The following is a 17,850-nucleotide window of genomic DNA, read 5'->3' as shown; positions in this document are numbered from 1 at the left end:
CGCGATTCGTCCAAATCACCACATATTGAGAACGAGACGCGCCTCGTCGGACATCCGGTCCGGCGTCCACGGCGGTTCCCACACCACGTTTACGGTCACCGGGCCGACGCCCGGCACGCTCGCAATGGCGTTTTCGACAAAATTCGGCAGGTCGCCTGCGGCAGGACAGTTCGGCGTGGTCAGCGTCATCTGCACATCCACTGCCCGGCCATCCTTGATGTCGACCTTGTAGATCAGGCCAAGTTCGTAAATATCGGCCGGAATTTCGGGATCGTAGACGGTCTTCAACGCGGCCACAATGTCCGCGCCAAGCCGCTCGGTTTCCTCAGGCGACAGCGCCGAGGTGGTGTCCACCCGGTTTGCTGCTTCGGCTACCTTCTCTGCGGAATCTGCTTCGCTCATGAGAAAAGCTCTCCTGCCTTGACGAGCGCCTGCGCCAGGTGATCGACCTCGGCGCGGGTATTATACATCCCGAATGAGGCACGGCAGGTCGCCGTCACATTGAATCGCTCCAGAAGCGGCATGACGCAATGCGTCCCTGCCCGCACCGCGATGCCGGCCCGGTCGATGACGGTGGCGACGTCGTGCGGGTGTGCCCCCTTCATCTCGAACGAGATCACCGGGCCCTTGTTCTTCGCGGTGCCGATCAGCCGCAGCGAGTTGATCTCGCGCAGCCGCTCGGTCGCGTAAACCAGCAGATCGTGCTCGTGGGCAGCGATGCGGTCCTTGCCGATGGAATTCACATAATCGATGGCGGCGCCGAACCCGATCGCTTCCACGATCGCCGGCGTGCCTGCCTCGAATTTGTGCGGCGGATCGCCGTAGGTCACCCAGTCCTGCGCGACCTCGCGGATCATCTCGCCGCCGCCGTTGAAGGGGCGCATCGCAACCAGATGGTCATATTTGGCGTACAGCGCGCCGATCCCGGTCGGGCCATAAATCTTGTGACCGGTGCAGACATAAAAATCGCAACCGATGTCCCGCACGTCGATGGTCAGATGCACCGCCGCCTGACTGCCGTCGACCAGCACAGGAATGCCGCGCGCATGCGCGAGCCGCACCACATCCTTCACCGGCACCACGGTGCCGAGTGCGTTCGACATCTGGGTGATGGCGACGAGTTTAGTCTTCTCGGTGAGGAGCTTTTCGAACTCCTCGATCAGGAAATTCCCCTCATCGTCGACCGGCGCCCATTTCAGCACCGCGCCTTTGCGCGCACGCAGAAAATGCCATGGCACGATGTTGGAGTGATGCTCCATGATCGAGAGGACAATCTCGTCGCCCACATCGATATTCGGCTCACCCCAGGACGAGGCCACAAGATTGATGGCCTCGGTCGCATTGCGGGTGAAGATGATTTCTTCCTTGCGCGCGGCATTGAGAAAAGCGGCGACCTTGGCGCGGCCGCCCTCATAGGCATCCGTCGCCGCGTTGGCGAGGTAATGCAGGCCGCGGTGCACATTGGCGTATTCGGAGTGATACGCCTGCGTCATCCGATCCAGCACGGCGTTCGGCTTCTGGGCCGATGCCGCGTTGTCGAGATACACCAGCGGCTTCCCATACACTTTCGTCGCCAGTGCGGGGAAATCCGCGCGAATTTTCTCGACGTCGTAGGAGCCGTTGGTGACTGCGGGATGCATGGTCAGCCCCGCGCCGCCAGCCATCGATCGGCTGTAGCAATCGCGATGTCACGCAATCCCTCATCAACGATCGATTCAATCGCTTCGCCGACGAAGGCCGCAATCAGCAAACCCTGCGCTTCCTTTTCCGGCAAGCCGCGTGCACGCAGATAAAACAACAGTTCCTCGTCGATCGCACCCGCCGTCGCGCCATGGCCGCAAGCCACGTCGTCCGCAAAAATCTCAAGCTCCGGCTTGTTGTCGGCTTCCGTATCGTCGGACAGCAAAAGCGCGCGCGTCATCATCTTGCCGTCGGTCTTCTGGGCATCCTGCCGCACGATGATGCGGCCCTGGAACACCGAATGAGACTGGTCGTCGAGAACCGCGCGGAACACCTCACGGCTGATGCAGTTCGGCACCGCATGATCGACCACCAGCGTGGTGTCGCCATGGCGGCGGCTGCCGAGCAGATTCACGCCGTTGGTGGACAGTTCGCTCCCCTCGCCCGCGAAGGTGATGAAGCCCTGATAACGGCTGACCGCTGCACCTTGAGTAAGGCCAAAGCTATTGAGCTTGGTACGCGCGCCGAGCCGGAATGCAGCCGTGGTGATGTTGGCGGCATCGCGCGCGTCTTCCATCAGACGCACATGCTGCAATTCGGCGTCATCGCCGATCGACACTTCCACCTGATCATGAACCTGATAGGTGGCGGCGCCCTCGGCGCCGACAAAGCTCTCGACCAGCGTCACGCGCGTCTTGTTGCCGATCCGAACATGCGAGCGCGTCACAACCGAAGCTGAGGAGGCCGTTGCAACATGCGCGATGTGAATCGGCCGGCTCAAGGTGACATTATTGTCCACGGTGACGATCACGCCATCGGTTGCCAGCGCCCCGTTCAGCGAGATCATCGCATCGGAGGCAACCTTCGTCTTCAACCGATCGGTCTTGCCCTCGCCCAGCGCTTCGCGCAGCGTCTGCACACGAACGCCCTTTTCGAGCGTCGCCAGATCGGACAATTCGGGCGCGAATACGCCGTCGACCAGCGTCAGACGGCACGTATTCTCAATGCCGAGTGCCTCAACCGCTTTTGCAGCCAGCGCCAGCGCTGCCTTTTCAGGCGACGGCGCAAGAGGTGCAACCGTGCGCAAAAGTGCGCGCAGGTCGGTGTACTTCCATTCCTCGATCCGCCGATGCGGCAAGCCGCGCTCAGCAAAATCATCGAAGGCCGCCTTGCGCGCGCTTGCAACAAGGCCATCGCCCGGCAGACGCTCGCGCGCCTCGGCGAACAACTCGCCGTAAGGCTGCTCTGTCGATTTGATCAATGCAACGTTCATCGCGACACCCGCTTACGCCGCTTTATCTTCAAACTGCGCGTAGCCGGACTTCTCCAGCTCCAGCGCAAGATCCTTGCCGCCGCTTTTCACGACGCGCCCCTTCGACATCACATGGACGACATCCGGAATGATGTAGTTGAGGAGCCGCTGATAGTGTGTGATGACGATCATCGAGCGGCTCTTTCCGCGCAGGGCATTGACGCCGTCGGCCGCGATGCGTAGCGCGTCGATATCAAGACCGGAATCCATCTCATCGAGGATGCACAGGCTCGGCTCGAACAGCGCCATCTGCAGCACTTCGTTGCGCTTCTTTTCGCCGCCGGAGAACCCGACATTGACGCCGCGCTTGAGCATGTCCTGCGGAATACTCAGCCTGGCCGCGACTTCCTTCACTTTCTTCAGGAAGTCCGGGGTCGAGAATTCACTCTCGCCGCGCGCCTTGCGCTGCGCGTTCAGTGCGGTGCGCAGGAACGTCATGGTGGCGACGCCCGGAATTTCCATCGGGTACTGGAACGCCAGGAACACGCCCTTGGCGGCTCGCTCATTCGGCTCCATCTCGAGCAGGTTTTCGCCCTTGAACAGAATCTCGCCGCCAGTCACGTTGTAACCGGGCTTGCCCGCGATGACATGCGACAGAGTCGATTTGCCCGAGCCGTTCGGCCCCATGATCGCGTGAACCTCGCCTTCGTTCACGGTGAGGTCGAGCCCGTGCAGGATCTCGTTGTCCTCGACTTGAACCTTGAGGCCTTTGACTTCCAGTAACGCGGTCATCACTTTACCTTTCCAGATTTATCCACATTGCCCCATCGCCAGCGCCAGTCTCCATCGGTCTTTTGCCGACCGACAAAAACCATCGCACCCGTGGCGACGGCAATCATGGCTATCGCAAACAGCCATGTCGTACCCGTTTGATCCTGATGGGTGAGGCGCAGTACTCCGGCCAGAACCACAGCGACATATGCCACGACGACAGCCCAGCCTTCCCAGGTCACAGGCGTCACTCCGTAGCCGTACGTTTTAGGTCTGAACCAGAACCTATTCACGGCTACCCCACACTTCCTTCCAGCGAAATCGAGATCAGCTTCTGCGCCTCGACTGCAAACTCCATCGGCAGTTGCTGCAGCACGTCACGGACGAACCCGTTGACGACGAGGGCAACCGCCTCCTCCTGCGAAAGACCGCGCTGCACGCAGTAGAACAGCATGTCTTCGGAAATCTTCGAGGTTGTCGCCTCGTGTTCGAACTGGGTCGATGAGTTCTTGGCTTCAATATAGGGGACGGTGTGCGCGCCGCATTTGTCACCGATCAAAAGCGAGTCACAGGCGGTGAAGTTGCGCGCGCCAGTCGCCTTGCGGTGAGCCGTGACGAGACCACGATAGGTGTTCTGCGAGACACCCGCCGCAATGCCCTTGGAGATGATGCGGCTCGTGGTGTTCTTGCCAAGATGAATCATCTTGGTGCCAGAATCGACCTGCTGGAAACCGTTCGAGATCGCGATCGAATAGAATTCGCCGCGCGAGTTATCGCCGCGCAGGATGCAGCTCGGATATTTCCAGGTGATGGCGGAGCCGGTTTCCACCTGCGTCCACGAAATCTTGGAATTCTTGCCGCGACAGTCGCCACGCTTGGTGACGAAATTGTAGATGCCGCCCTTGCCTTCCGAATTGCCCGGATACCAGTTCTGCACCGTCGAGTATTTGATCTCGGCGTCGTCATGGGCGACGAGCTCGACCACGGCGGCGTGCAACTGGTTCTCGTCGCGCTGCGGAGCGGTGCAACCTTCGAGGTAGCTGACGTAAGCACCCTTGTCGGCGATGATCAGCGTGCGCTCGAACTGGCCGGTGTTACGCTCGTTGATGCGGAAATAGGTCGACAACTCCATCGGGCAGCGCACGCCCGGCGGGAGATAGACGAAGGAGCCGTCGGAGAACACTGCCGAGTTCAGCGTCGCGAAGAAATTGTCCGAGGTCGGCACGACCGAGCCGAGATACTTCTTCACGAGGTCCGGATGTTCGCGGATCGCGTCCGAGATCGGCATGAAGATCACGCCGGCTTTCTTCAACTCGGCCTGGAACGTGGTGGCGACCGACACCGAGTCGAACACGGCGTCGACCGCGACGCGGCGCTCGCTCACCTCGTTGCCGTCTTCATCCTTGCGCACGACGCCTTCGAGCACTTCGACTTCGCGTAGCGGAATGCCGAGTTTCTCGTAGGTCTTGAGAATTTCGGGGTCTATCTCGTCGAGAGAAGCGACCTCCTTCTTCTTTTTCGGCGCGGAATAGTAATAGAGATCCTGATAGTCGATCTTCGGATAATCGACGCGCGCCCAGGTCGGCTCTTCCATGGTGAGCCAACGGCGAAACGCCTCCAGACGCCATTCGAGCATCCAGGCGGGTTCGTTTTTCTTGGCGGATATGAACCGGATGGTGTCTTCAGTCAGGCCACGCGGAGCCTTTTCCGATTCGATCTGGGTTTCAAACCCATAGCGATACTGATCGACGTCGATCTGGCGAACCCGATCGACCGTCTCCTGGACGGCTGGCATTGTACTTCTCCGCTCGCGGTTTCAAGGACCGCAGTGGGCCAACATGAATGTCGTTGACGTGTTTCGTTCTTGTTATCGTCTATTTTTTAGAACGGTTCAAGCGACGGCATCCGTCCCTTTAACTAGTACGTTTGAGAGAGATATCCAAGCCTCAAGAAGGTATTGAATCTCCGCTTCTGTGGTGTCCCAGCCCAGACTTAAACGCACGGCTCCTTGCGCCACCTCGGGCTTCACGCCCATCGCCGTCAGGACGGGCGAGACATGAACTTTCCCGGAGGAACAGGCCGAACCGGACGATACCGCCATACCTTCCAAATCGAAGGCAATCACAGCGGTTTCCGCCTTCATCCCTGGCGCGGCAAACAAGGTGGTGTTCGGCACCCGGGGAACATCGCTGGAGAAGATGACCAGTCCGGGCGTTACCGCACGTAGTCCTGCCTCGAATTTCGTCCGAAGCTTCTGCATCCGCGCCATGGCGGCCGCGCCGGTTTCAAGATGCGCGGCCACGGCGGCCCCGAATGCGGCAATGCCCGGTAGATTCTCGGTTCCGCCCCTGCGGCCCTTCTCCTGCCCGCCGGCCGTGATGAAAGGTTCAAAACCTGTCACGCGCTCGGTCAGGACCAGAGCCCCGACTCCCTTGGAGCCACCAATCTTGTGTGCAGAAATCGATAGAAGGTCAGCACCTAATTTATTGATATCAATATCAATCTTTCCAAATCCCTGAACCGCATCGACATGCAGAATGCCGTGAGCGGCATGGACGAGTTCCGCTATCTCCGCGATCGGTTGGATCGCCCCGGTTTCGTTATTGGCGAGCATCACCGAAACCAGCGCCGGCGCGCCGTCCGCGAGCAAGGCCCGAAGCCTCTCAAGATCGACCACACCGGCAGGTGTGACCGGCGCGGTTTGAATATCCTCGACCGGGAACCGGCCGCCAGACCGCACGGACGCGTGTTCAATAGCGGAGACGATAAGCCGCGTCGCTACATCGCGATCGCGGCGCAACCCGGGCATCAGGGCAAGCGCATTGGCCTCGGTTCCGCCGGAGGTGAAAACCACATCGGCGCTGCGTGCGCCGAGTGCCTTGGCAATGTTGGCGCGCGCATCTTCGATGATCTTCCGCGCCGCGCGGCCTTCCGCGTGAATCGAGGACGGATTTCCCTGCAGGTCCATGGCTTGCAGCATCGCCGCCTTGGCCTGCGGGCGCATTGGCGCGGTGGCGTTCCAGTCGAGATAGACGCGAGTTTTTGCCAATTGCCGTCCAGTCATACCAACCATCACATCAACTCATTGCTTTGTCGTCATTTTCCAGCCCGGAACAGGCGGATACGGCGCAATCTGCTTGCTTTTTCACCTGCCACCCATGTTAGAAGTCGGCCTCGTATTCGGGCGCCTTCCCTTGGCGTGGCGGCATCCTGACATTGGGCCGCGACGGAGGTTGGGCGGGCACGGCGTTGAACGAGCATATTCTTAAGGACCACAATGCCTGAAGTTATTTTCACCGGCCCCGCCGGCCGTCTTGAAGGACGCTACCACCCCGCGAAGCAGAAGAACGCCCCGATTGCGATGGTGTTGCATCCGCATCCGCAGTTTCAGGGTAACATGAATCACCCGATCGTTTATCAGGTGTATTATTCATTCGTCGCCCGTGGCTTTTCTGTGCTGCGCTTCAACTTTCGCGGCGTCGGCCGTAGCCAGGGCTCGTTCGACCATGGCACCGGCGAACTCTCCGACGCGGCAGCGGCGCTCGACTGGGCGCAAACGATCAACCCCGAAGCACGCGCCTGCTGGGTCGCCGGATTCTCATTCGGCGCATGGATCGGCATGCAGCTTCTGATGCGCCGGCCCGAAGTCGAGGGCTTCATCTCGATCGCGCCTGAGCCGAACCGCTATGACTTCTCCTTCCTTGCGCCCTGCCCGTCGTCCGGCCTGATCGTTCACGGCGACAAGGACATCGTAGCGCCTGCCAAGGACGTCAACACGCTGGTCGAGAAGCTCAAGACCCAGAAGGGCATCGTGATCGACCAGCAGGTCATTCCCGGCGCCAATCACTTCTTCCAGGACCGGCTCGAGCCGCTGATGGAATCGATCACGTCCTATCTCGACATGCGCCTCGCCAACGTGCGCTAAGGCTCTTACGGACGCACGAGTAAACCCCCGGTCAGGGGCGCGCTAACGCCCGTGGTGCCGGGATATGTCAGCGGCAGGCCGTTCAGACTGCGCACCGCGAGATAGGCAAACGCCTGCGCCTCGATGGCATCGCCCTGCCAGCCGAGATCATGGCCGGTGATCACGGGTATCGGCGCCAGTCGTTCGGCCAGCATGCGCATCAGGGTCGGATTGTTGGCGCCCCCGCCGACCACGATCCAACTCGCGGGCTGGTTCGGCAACCGATCCACGATTCCAGCGATCGAGGCCGCGGTGAAGGCCGTCAGCGTTGCCGCGCCATCCTCAAGCGTCATGCCCTCGACGGTGAAGGATGCGAAATCGTTGCGGTCAAGCGACTTCGGCGCAGGCCTATCAAAGAACGGATGTTCGAGCGCCTGCGCGATCCAGTCGGAGTCAGGCACGCCCGGCGCGGCGACCTGCCCGTCCCGGTCCATCGCCTCGCCAGTGTGTCGCAGCAGATAATCATCCAGCAGCGCGTTGCCGGGGCCGGTGTCGCAGGCGATCAGCGCATCGTCGTCGATGTAGGTGATATTGGCGACGCCGCCGATATTGACGATGCATGCGGGCATGGCGCAATCGGCCAGCCGCGCCAGCGCGCGATGATAGACCGGCACCAGCGGCGCACCCTGCCCGCCGGCCGCAACATCGGCGGCACGGAAGTCGTACACCACAGGCAGTCCCAGCGCTTTCGCGAGCTGTCCACCATTGCCGATCTGCACCGTGAGGCGATCATGCGGCCGATGCAGAACAGTCTGGCCGTGAAAACCCACGACATCGACCGTGGAGCGGTCAATCCCATGCGTGGCGAGAAACGATTCCACAGCCTCCGCATGCGCGCGTGTGACGAGATCCTCGGCAGCCGACACCTCGGCCGGACGCTCCTCGCGCCGCACGATCCGGGGGGCGGCGTCGAGCGCCGCGCGCAGCACGGCCCGCTCCTCGGCATTGTAGGGCCGGTATCCCGTTGGTCCGAAGGATTCGATCTGCTCGCCATCGGTCCGCAGCCACGCGACATCGACCCCGTCGAGCGAGGTGCCGCTCATCAGGCCTATCGCGTTACGCATGCCGCTCCTCCGGTTGAATTGGATGCCGGACCTGATACACCACGGAGCCTCTAAAAATCGCTAAATTGCCAAAGAGTCCCGCATGACCGCCTACAAGTCCGATTTCCTCAATGTGCTGGAACAGCGCGGACTGATCCACCAGATTTCCGATCCCGCGGCGCTGGATGACGCCTGCACCAAGGGGCCAATCACGGCCTATGTCGGGTATGACGCCACCGCGACCAGCCTGCATATCGGCAACCTGATTTCGGTGACGATGCTCTATTGGCTGCAGCAGACCGGGCATCGCCCGATCACGCTGATGGGCGGCGGCACCTCCATGGTCGGCGATCCCTCGTTCCGCGACGAACAGCGTAAGCTGCTCGACGAGGCCACCATCGCGTCCAACATCGAGGGTATCAAGAAAATCTTCGGGCGCATCTTGCGCTATGGCGAAGGCGCGACCGATGCGCTGATGATCAACAACGCCGAGTGGCTGCTGAAGCTCAACTACGTTTCGTTCCTGCGCGACGTCGGCCGCTACTTCTCCGTCAACCGCATGCTCTCCTTCGACAGCGTGAAGCTGCGGCTCGACCGCGAGCAGTCGCTGTCGTTCCTCGAATTCAACTACATGATCATGCAGGGCTACGACTTCGTCGAAATCAACAGGCGATACGGCTGCATCCTGCAGATGGGCGGCTCCGACCAGTGGGGCAACATCATCAACGGCGTCGATCTCAGCCATCGCATGGGCGGACCGCAGCTCTACGCGCTGACCACACCGCTGCTCACCACCTCGTCCGGCGCGAAGATGGGCAAGACCGCAAAGGGCGCTGTCTGGCTCAACGGCGATGTGTTCAGCCCGTATGATTTCTGGCAGTACTTCCGCAACACCGAGGACGCCGACGTCGGCCGTTTTCTGAAAGTGTTCACGCGGCTGCCGCTCAATGAGATCGCACGGCTCGAAAAGCTCGGCGGCGCCGAAATCAACGAGGCGAAGAAAATTCTCGCGACCGAGGCCACCGCCGTGGTGCACGGACGCGTGGCGGCGGATGAAGCCGCCGAAACTGCGCGGCGCACGTTCGAAGAAGGCGCGATTGCGCAGAACCTGCCCACGCTCGAGATCTCGCGCGGCGAACTGGAGTCCGGCGCAAGCGTGCTTGCACTGTTCGTGAAAGCAGGCCTCGTCGCCTCGAACGGCGAAGCGCGCCGCCAGATCAAGGGCGGTGGCATTCGCGTCAACGACACGCCTGTGACCGACGACAAAATGCTGCTCACGCCGGATGTGCTGACGCCGGAGGGAGTTATCAAACTCTCTCTTGGGAAAAAGCGGCACGTGCTGCTAAAGCCGGTCTGACAGGCTTCCGGCCGCTACTGAATCGACTGGAAATCCGGCGGCAGGCTTTGCTGCTTGCCGGTGTTGAAGTCGAATATCTTGCGCAGCACGCCGGGCGCCATCGCCGAAATCGGATTGACGCGCAGCACCGGCGCACCCGGCGTGCCGACGACTTCATAGGTCACGCCAATCAGGCCCTCGTTGCTGCCGCCGCCGAGCACGAGACCCACGATCGGGATTTGCCCGAACATGTTGTTCAACCCGTACATCGGCACGAAAGTGCCGCTCATCCGCACCTGGTTGGCGGCATAGTCGATGTCGCCTTCGATGGTCGCGCCGACTGCGGGCCCCCGCACCACGCCATCCTTGATCCGAAGCTGGCCGGTCTGGCGGGTGAATTCGGTGCGCATGCGCGTGAAGGCAATCCCCTTCGGATTGTTGACGTTGCCGCCATTGTTGACCACGCGATCCAGTGCCGCCTCGCCCTTGACGGTGAAGTCGGTGACGTTGAGCAGGCCTTCCTGCGGCGTGTCGTCGGCGGTCGGCGTATCCATTGCCACCCACATCTCGCCACCGACCATCTTCGAGTAGGTGTCGGTGAAGCGGAACAGCGCGCCCGCATCGTGCGTCTCGACGAACAGCAGGTCACGGCCACGCCCGCGCGACCGCAGACTGCCAGTTACCGGTGTATCCCGGCCAAGTTTACCGGACAGCGAAAAAGCGCGGATCGTGCCGCCACGGCGCGAGAACTTGAGATCGACGCTGCGAAGCGCCTCGCCATAATAGCCGGCTATCGCGCCAAGCTTGGCATCAACATCGAAATTGTCGAGCTTGACTGCCGATTTGGTGTTGCCTCCACTCTTTGAGCTTCCCGACAGGGCACTCTTGATAAGTCCGCGCCCGTCGAACACGTCGCCGCGTAATGTCACCTTCAGCGAACCATCGCTCGCCCGCTCCGCCTTGAGCGAGGCCTTGTCGCCTTCCGAAGGCGAGAAGGTCGGAAATACCGCGCTGACCAGATCATTGTTCTGGTCGACCTCCACGGTGCCCTTGATCGATGTTCCGCTGCCGTCGATGACGACATCCTCGAAACGCGTGCTTTGCGGCTTGTGAACGAGGTTAAAGGTGATGCGCCCCGCCTTGCCCGCGATCTTGGTCCAGCCCGGGAGGATGTTGTCGATCTTGGCGGCCGTGAGATCCGCCTCGACTCCAAGCTTGCTGTCGTCCCCGCCGATCTTGCCACTGATCTTCACGGGGATCGCACCGGAGACGCTTGGGCCGAGATCGACCCCGAGCTTGGCACGTGCGGCATCGTCGAGCGTCGCCGCGAGGCGGATGTCCGCATCGCCATCGGCATCCTTATGATAGTCGATCGAGGCTGGCTGGCCTGCGATCTTCACGTCGCCCTTGACGCGATAGCCCTGATTGTCAGCGACGAGCTTGAGCGTGTTAGCTTCCAGCTTCTGGTTCATCGCGAGCTTGTCGATCGAAACCGCGCCGAGATCGACATTGACGGTGTATTTGGTGTCTTCCTTGGTCAGCGCTGTTTTCAGCGGCATGTTCAGCGTGATGACCGCCGCGACATTGCCCTTGCTGGTAGCGGGATCAATCATGTTCCCGCTGACGTCTTTCAACCGGTCCGACTGAAGAATTTCAGCAGCCGCTGGCACCGGCCCGTCGAGGCGGAAGCGTACGCTGGCCGGCGCAGGCTTCGGCACCAGATCGGGGACCTGGAACAGAACGTCGGAGATCGTGAGCTTGCGTCCTCCCGGCGTATCGACGCCGCCCTGACCGATCGTAACCTTCACCGTCCGGCCGCTGACATGGCCTTTCATGTCGGCGTTATGGACCATGGGCAACTCATCCAGCGGATGCAGCTCTACACCTGCCGCCGAGAAATCGACCGACAAGCCCTCGTCCGGGATCGGGGGGCCGCCGCGCGCAAGGGTGTGGATCGGCGCGTTCACCGCGATGTCGAGATGCTGCAAGGTGCCGCCACTGACGCGCTCGATCAGCCATTCACGCACCTCCGGCACGATCAGGATCGGCCAGATGTTCTTCAGCGTCGACGCAGGCATCGCCGTCGTCGCAAGGCCGAGCTGAACCTGCGCCGCGGGCATCGAGTAATCGACCGCGCCCGAGCCTGCGACGCCGACCTCTCCATTGCTGATATCGCACTGGGTCATGACGATCCGGCGATGTTCGGTATCGAACCGCAGGCGCACCGCGATGCGGTTGAAGATGACCGGATTCTCTCCCTTGGGACCGGCGAGCACGATCGTGCCTCCGGACAGTCCGAGCTGCCAGTTCGGCGTGCGTCCGTTCGGAGCCTCCAGATGGGCGAGCGAGGTGACTCGATTGCTTCCCGAGGTGATCTGGAACGGCGCAACCATGACACGCCGCCCGGCATCCCAATCAAGGCGCGCCTCGATCTGATCGATCGCCATCGGATAGTCCGGCGTGGCGCGGTCGATGATGCTGCCCTTGCCGATGGAGAAGACACCGCCGAGATAAGTCGGCAAGCCGTCGCGGCCGACCTCGCCCTTGATCTCCCCGCTCAGCAGCATGCCGTCGGTGGTGTAGGTGAAATCCTTGAGCCGCGCAGCCAATATCAGGTTTTTGGTCGGTACCTTGTTGGCCGTCAGTTCGACCTGCCGCACGCCGTTCTGCGGTGCGCCAACGCCAAGCCTGAGCGACCAGGCATCCACACCTTCTTCGCCCACGGTCATCACAACGCCGCCGGCCGTGGGCCGTCTCAAGCTGAGACTGATATTGTCGAAAGAAAATTTCGTCTTGCTCTGCTGGTCGTCCACCAGAAGCGAGCCATTGCGCAGGCCGATCTCGTTCAGGCTCTGGCCGTCCAGTCCCTTGGAGCCAAGCGTGTCGAGCCAGCTCATCACCGCAAGCAATCCGGGCGCAGACGCGGCGACCGCTGAGGGCTGTCCCGCCGCGGGCGGAGCCTGCGGGTAGTCGGGGGGCGCTATCACCAGAGGCTTCACCGGCACCTTGCCGGTGGCGAGCGGTTGCGTGGTGCCCGCGGTGGACACTATCACTTCACCGTCCGGCGTGATCCGCACCGACAATTCCGCATCGACGAGCCGCAGCGTCTCGGCGCGCAGCGTGCCGAACAAAAGCGCCATACCTGACAGGCGCACTTCCGCTTTCGGGGCGCTCGCGACGATAGCGCCGTTGTGGTCGCGCACCACGATGTCGCGCAGGCGCACCGCGACCCTGATCCGCCCTGCACGCTCGATCTGGGTACCGCCGACCTCGACGGTGTGGTCGCGCCCGAGGTTCTGCTCAATGGCGGACGCAAGCCATGGCGTGACAACATCGAGATTGATGGGGCCAGCGCCGAGGCGCAGCCACAGTCCGAAAAAACCGACGCCGAAGACAACGGCCAGAACGCCGAACGTGGCGATGGTCCGGCGCAGCCAGACCGTGTCGAGAATCCGGTGACCAAGTCTTGCGAAAGGTGCGGTCAGACGGTGCAGGCCGACACGGCGGCGCTTGAGCAGACGCCGTGCCTGATGGCAGCGCTCATCCTCCCACTCGGGAGCATCCCAATGGCTCGTTTGAGGTCGCGACGCTTTCTGAGGCTTCGAGTCCTGCATTGCCTCACGTTGGCGTTGAGCGTTGATTGGCGGCAGGACGGGTTCTGATCGCCGGGGAAAATGGCTCAGAACGCGGCATGCAGCGAATCCCGTCTGTTATATGTCCCGTCCAACAGCGGGCGTGGCGAATCCCGCGTCAGTGTATCCCAAGGCCGGTAAATCCCAAGGCTGGCAAATGCCCAGCAGGCGATCCCGGCAGGCCCCTTCTGCCGCAGCGTTAGGCAGTGTCAATTGACGGGCTGAAAGCGACGAAAGGAAGGCGTATGGCTAAGAAAACGAACAAGAAAACATCCAAGAAGGTCGTCAGGAAAACCGTCACGAAAGCCGGTGGGGCGAAGAAGCCCCGGGCAACCACCAAGACCGCTCCCACCGCAGCCGGGCCGGCTCATATCCTCAACGAGGGCATGGCAGCTCCCGCCTTCCGGCTTTCCCGCGACGGGGGCGGTAGCGTGTCGCTCAAGGACTTCGCCGGGCGCAATCTCGTCCTGTATTTTTATCCGCGCGCAGATACCCCTGGCTGCACGCTGGAAGCCGCCGATTTCACCCGCCTCTCGCCCCAGTTCGAGGCACTCGACACGGCCATCCTCGGCGTTTCCGCCGATTCGCAGGCAGCCCTGCAAAGCTTCCGCAAGAAGCATGACCTCGACATCATCCTCGCTTCAGACGAGACGCTTGCGATGCTCAAAGCCTATGGCGTGTGGGGCAAAAAATCCTTTATGGGGAGAACCTTCGACGGAATTCTTCGCACAACGGTTTGGATCGGTCCCAAAGGCCGCGTCATCCGAATCTGGCGGAACGTCAAAGTCGCCGGCCACGCCGAGGCCGTACTCGCCGCCATTCGCGAGGCATTTTCCTGAATATTAACCATGACGGTGTCAGATCGCTTCTGGCAGCCGCGCCGCTTGTTTGGCCGGCTCAGGAGTTCCGATGTCGCCGCCCTACCGTCAGTACAATCACACGTCCCACCACTATCCGCATGATGACGGGCGCCAGATGCCTCGTCGTCCGCCTCCACCGGCCCGGAACACCCCGCAACCGCGATCCAAGCCCAACGGCTACGCCCTAATTCATCACGGCAAGCAGGTCCGCGTCGGGCCGGTCGTATTCTGGATCATCACCGGATCGATCATCCTGATGGGGGCATGGTCGGCCGCGACCGCGACCTATTTTGCCTTCCGCGACGACGTGCTGACACGTCTGATTGCGCGTCAGGCCGATATGCAATACGCCTATGAGGACCGCATCGCGGAGCTTCGCTCGCGGATCGACCGTACGACCAGCCGTCAGTTGCTCGATCAGGAAGAATACGACCAGAAGCTCACGCAGATCCTGCGCCGCCAGTCCACGCTGGAATCACGCACCAATGCGCTGATGGGTTTACCGGACAATGCAGCCACTGGCTCGATCCGGCCAACCCATACACCACGCGGAACGCCGAAGCCTTCCCCGATCAACGACATCGCGCCGGTCGATACCACGCCATCGGAACGCCATGCGCGCCTCGACGTGCGCCCGTCGGTCTTCGGAACGTCACACAGCCGCATGGCGGCCAAACATGAATCTGGCAACATGCTGGCGCGTCTGGAATCCTCTCTCGACAAGATCGAAAACCGTCAGGTCGCAAGCCTCAATGCGGCTGAGAAACGTTACGACACGAGGCTGCAGCGCGTGCATGGCCTGATCTCCGACCTCGGGCTGAACATGGCAAAGCTCGAAGCCGCAACACCGAGGGGCCATGTCGGCGGCCCCTATATTCCGGTGCGCGCTCCGACCGCCAACGCGAGTGCGTTCGACAAGCAGCTCTATCGTGTCGCGTTGAGCCGCGCGCAAGTCGACAAGCTCAACCGCACGCTGGCGATGGTGCCCTATCGCAAGCCGGTGGTCGGAGAAATCGAATTGTCCTCAGGCTTCGGCGTACGCAACGATCCATTCGTGGGGCGGCCCGCGATGCACACCGGCCTCGATTTCCGCGCTTCGACCGGCGATCCGGTGCGCGCCACCGCCGACGGTAAAGTCACATCCGCAGGATGGTCAGGCGGCTATGGCCGGATGGTCGAGATCGATCACGGCAACGGTCTTGCCACCCGTTACGGACACCTGTCGCAAATCGACGTGAAAGTCGGCGATGTCGTGAAGACCGGCGAAGTGGTCGGCGAAGTCGGCTCCACCGGCCGCTCGACTGGACCGCACCTGCATTATGAAACGCGTATCAACGGCGAAGCCGTCGACCCGCAGCGTTTTCTGCGCGCGGGCGCGCGGTTCGCTCAGGGCTGATCGTTTACTCGCCTGCTCAATCCTTGCGGTGAAACCGCAGATGCATGGCGTTCAGTGTCGCGATATGCTCACCGACCGTGTAGCCGAGCCCAGGAAGATCGATCCCGTCAAAAAGGGCTTCGCCGCGCCCCAGCAGGACCGGCGAAATCGCGATGTGCAAATCGTCGATCAGCCTCGCGCGAAGATACTCGCGGATCGTCGTCACGCCGCCGCCGACACGAATGTCCTTGCCCCCGGCCGCCTGTCTCGCACGGTCAAGCGCCACCTCGATTCCGTCCGTTACAAAATGAAAGACGGTGCCGCCTTTCATCGTGATCGGCGCACGTGCGTGGTGGGTCAGGACAAAAACCGGACAGTGGTATGGCGGCTCATCGCCCCACCATCCCTTCCAGGTTTCATCTGGCCAAGCGCCACGAACTGGGCCGAACATGTTGCGACCCATGATCCACGCGCCGAGATTCTCAAAACCCATCGCGGCCAGATCGTCGTCAGGACCGGTTGCGCCGCCGTCCCTTCCGAAGACCTTGTTCTGGAACGTGCGCGTGGCCATAGCCCATTGATGCAGGCCAAACCCGCCAACACCGAGCGGGCTGTCGAGACTCTGATCCGGGCCAGCACCATAGCCATCAAGGGAGACCGAGAAGCTGCGAACGATTAGTTTGCCTTGTGCATTCATCGCAGCTCCTCAACAAAGAAAATCAGTCCACGTCCTCGATCTGGCCGGGCGCGGTGCCGAAGGCCCTCTGCGCCAGCGTCGCGGCCATGAACTCGTCGAGATCGCCATCGAGTACGCCCGACGTGTCCGACGTCTGCACGCCAGTGCGCAGATCCTTCACCATCTGATACGGCTGCAGCACGTAGGAGCGAATCTGATGGCCCCAGCCGATATCGGTCTTGGCGGCCTGATCGGCGGCGGCCTGCTCTTCACGCTTCTTCAGTTCAATCTCGTAAAGCCGCGCACGCAACATGTCCCACGCTTGCGCGCGATTCTTGTGCTGTGAGCGCCCGGCCTGACAGACCACGGCCACGCCGGTCGGGATATGCGTAAGGCGCACCGCGGATTCGGTTTTGTTGACGTGCTGGCCACCCGCGCCGCCCGAACGCATGGTGTCGACGCGCACATCGGACTCGTTGATGTCGATCTTGATCGAATTGTCGACCACCGGGAAAATCGCGATGCTCGAAAACGACGTGTGCCGCCGTGCGTTGGAATCGTAAGGAGAAATGCGCACGAGGCGGTGCACGCCTGCTTCGGTCTTGAGCCAGCCATAGGCATTGTGGCCGCTGATCTGGATCGTCGCGGACTTGATGCCCGCTTCTTCGCCTTGCGTCTCTTCGAGATACTCGACCTTGAAGCCCTTGCGCTCGGCCCAACGCGTGTACATGCGCAACAGCATCGAGGCCCAGTCCTGGCTCTCGGTCCCGCCCGCGCCGGCATGGACTTCGAGGTAGGTGTCGAACTTGTCGGCCTCGCCGGAGAGCAGCGCTTCCAGCTCCTGGCGCGCGACATCCTTCTTGAGCGCCTTCAGCGCGTTTTCGGCCTCGGTCACCACGGCCTCGTCGTTCTCGGCCTCGCCGAGTTCGATCATGCCGATCTGGTCCTCGAGTTCGCGTTCGGTCCGCCCGATGCCGCCAAGCTGGTTTTCGAGCGAGGTCCGCTCCTGCATCAGCTTCTGGGCTTTCTGCGGATCATTCCAGAGATTGGGGTCTTCGGCGAGGTTGTTCAGTTCGGCGAGACGCGCGGTTGCGGTATCGACGTCAAAGATGCCTCCTCAGCAGCCCGACTGACTGCTTGATCTCTTCGACAAGGCGTTCGACTTCAGGACGCATCTTGGTTCTTCGTCTCTCATTCAAACAAGGAAGCGCACGCGCGCAAATCGTGCCGCAGGACTTAGCCGCTGCGGCGCGCCGATGCA

Annotated in this window: 15 protein-coding genes; 4 read left to right on the top strand and 11 right to left on the bottom strand. The window is 61.7% G+C overall.

Annotation, left to right across the window (positions count from 1 at the left end; translation table 11 throughout):
• Positions 1 to 15 precede the first annotated feature (15 nt).
• From AFIDRAFT_RS10505 to AFIDRAFT_RS10475, 7 genes are all read right to left on the bottom strand, one after another.
• Positions 16 to 402 (bottom strand): SUF system Fe-S cluster assembly protein, encoded by a 387-nt coding sequence (locus AFIDRAFT_RS10505; RefSeq protein WP_009339370.1) that lies wholly within the window; start codon positions 400 to 402, stop codon positions 16 to 18.
• On the bottom strand, positions 399 to 1,646 hold the full coding sequence (locus tag AFIDRAFT_RS10500; protein ID WP_198007814.1) for a cysteine desulfurase: 1,248 nt from the start codon (positions 1,644 to 1,646) through the stop codon (positions 399 to 401). The genes AFIDRAFT_RS10505 and AFIDRAFT_RS10500 overlap by 4 nt, the downstream gene beginning before the upstream one ends.
• Positions 1,643 to 2,953 carry a Fe-S cluster assembly protein SufD gene (gene sufD, locus AFIDRAFT_RS10495; RefSeq protein ID WP_009339366.1) on the bottom strand — a complete coding sequence of 437 codons (1,311 nt, stop codon included), beginning with the start codon at positions 2,951 to 2,953 and terminating at the stop codon, positions 1,643 to 1,645. Before sufD ends, AFIDRAFT_RS10500 begins: the two co-directional genes overlap by 4 nt.
• Before the next feature lie 12 nt (positions 2,954 to 2,965).
• Positions 2,966 to 3,724 (bottom strand): Fe-S cluster assembly ATPase SufC, encoded by a 759-nt coding sequence (sufC, locus tag AFIDRAFT_RS10490; protein WP_009339364.1) that lies wholly within the window; start codon positions 3,722 to 3,724, stop codon positions 2,966 to 2,968.
• Complete coding sequence (locus AFIDRAFT_RS10485; RefSeq protein WP_009339362.1) at positions 3,724 to 3,945, bottom strand: hypothetical protein; 222 nt, start codon at positions 3,943 to 3,945, stop codon at positions 3,724 to 3,726. The genes sufC and AFIDRAFT_RS10485 overlap by 1 nt, the downstream gene beginning before the upstream one ends.
• A 53-nt stretch (positions 3,946 to 3,998) precedes the next feature.
• Positions 3,999 to 5,498, bottom strand: a complete 1,500-nt coding sequence (sufB, locus tag AFIDRAFT_RS10480) for a Fe-S cluster assembly protein SufB (RefSeq protein ID WP_009339359.1) — start codon at positions 5,496 to 5,498, stop codon at positions 3,999 to 4,001.
• Positions 5,499 to 5,594: 96 nt separating this feature from the next.
• Positions 5,595 to 6,776 carry a cysteine desulfurase family protein gene (locus AFIDRAFT_RS10475; RefSeq protein WP_009339357.1) on the bottom strand — a complete coding sequence of 394 codons (1,182 nt, stop codon included), beginning with the start codon at positions 6,774 to 6,776 and terminating at the stop codon, positions 5,595 to 5,597.
• Between the two features lie 204 nt (positions 6,777 to 6,980).
• Between AFIDRAFT_RS10475 and AFIDRAFT_RS10470 the strand changes: the two genes are divergently transcribed.
• Entirely contained in the window at positions 6,981 to 7,628 is a 648-nt protein-coding gene (locus AFIDRAFT_RS10470; RefSeq protein WP_002716045.1) for an alpha/beta hydrolase, read from the top strand.
• Positions 7,629 to 7,633: 5 nt separating this feature from the next.
• On the opposite strand, the gene AFIDRAFT_RS10465 is transcribed toward AFIDRAFT_RS10470, so the two are convergent.
• Positions 7,634 to 8,731, bottom strand: a complete 1,098-nt coding sequence (locus AFIDRAFT_RS10465) for an anhydro-N-acetylmuramic acid kinase (protein WP_009339356.1) — start codon at positions 8,729 to 8,731, stop codon at positions 7,634 to 7,636.
• An 82-nt stretch (positions 8,732 to 8,813) separates the two neighbouring features.
• Here AFIDRAFT_RS10465 and tyrS point away from each other — a divergent pair, with 82 nt between their 5' ends.
• Positions 8,814 to 10,067: a tyrosine--tRNA ligase gene (tyrS, locus tag AFIDRAFT_RS10460; RefSeq protein WP_009339355.1), complete on the top strand. Its 1,254-nt coding sequence runs from the start codon at positions 8,814 to 8,816 to the stop codon at positions 10,065 to 10,067.
• A 14-nt stretch (positions 10,068 to 10,081) separates the two neighbouring features.
• Here tyrS and AFIDRAFT_RS10455 read toward each other — a convergent pair whose 3' ends face one another.
• Positions 10,082 to 13,660, bottom strand: a complete 3,579-nt coding sequence (locus AFIDRAFT_RS10455; RefSeq protein ID WP_009339354.1) for a YhdP family protein — start codon at positions 13,658 to 13,660, stop codon at positions 10,082 to 10,084.
• A 263-nt stretch (positions 13,661 to 13,923) separates the two neighbouring features.
• Here AFIDRAFT_RS10455 and AFIDRAFT_RS10450 point away from each other — a divergent pair, with 263 nt between their 5' ends.
• Complete coding sequence (locus tag AFIDRAFT_RS10450) at positions 13,924 to 14,517, top strand: peroxiredoxin (protein WP_009339353.1); 594 nt, start codon at positions 13,924 to 13,926, stop codon at positions 14,515 to 14,517.
• A gap of 70 nt (positions 14,518 to 14,587) precedes the next feature.
• Complete coding sequence (locus tag AFIDRAFT_RS10445) at positions 14,588 to 15,934, top strand: M23 family metallopeptidase (protein ID WP_009339352.1); 1,347 nt, start codon at positions 14,588 to 14,590, stop codon at positions 15,932 to 15,934.
• 16 nt (positions 15,935 to 15,950) lie between these two features.
• Here the strand turns inward: AFIDRAFT_RS10445 and AFIDRAFT_RS10440 are convergent, their stop codons facing one another.
• Both AFIDRAFT_RS10440 and prfB read right to left on the bottom strand, forming a co-directional pair.
• Positions 15,951 to 16,610 carry a dihydrofolate reductase family protein gene (locus tag AFIDRAFT_RS10440; RefSeq protein WP_009339351.1) on the bottom strand — a complete coding sequence of 220 codons (660 nt, stop codon included), beginning with the start codon at positions 16,608 to 16,610 and terminating at the stop codon, positions 15,951 to 15,953.
• Positions 16,611 to 16,632: 22 nt separating this feature from the next.
• A protein-coding gene (gene prfB, locus AFIDRAFT_RS10435) for a peptide chain release factor 2 (protein ID WP_156786885.1) occupies positions 16,633 to 17,764 on the bottom strand; the annotation gives its coding sequence in 2 pieces (ribosomal slippage) (positions 16,633 to 17,694 and positions 17,696 to 17,764; 1,131 coding nt in all).
• Positions 17,765 to 17,850 lie beyond the last annotated feature (86 nt).

It is taken from the genome of Afipia sp. 1NLS2, assembly GCF_000178995.1.
GTDB lineage: Bacteria > Pseudomonadota > Alphaproteobacteria > Rhizobiales > Xanthobacteraceae > Afipia.
Note: the sequence above shows the minus strand (reverse complement) of the source record. Positions and strands in the feature narration are given on the sequence as shown.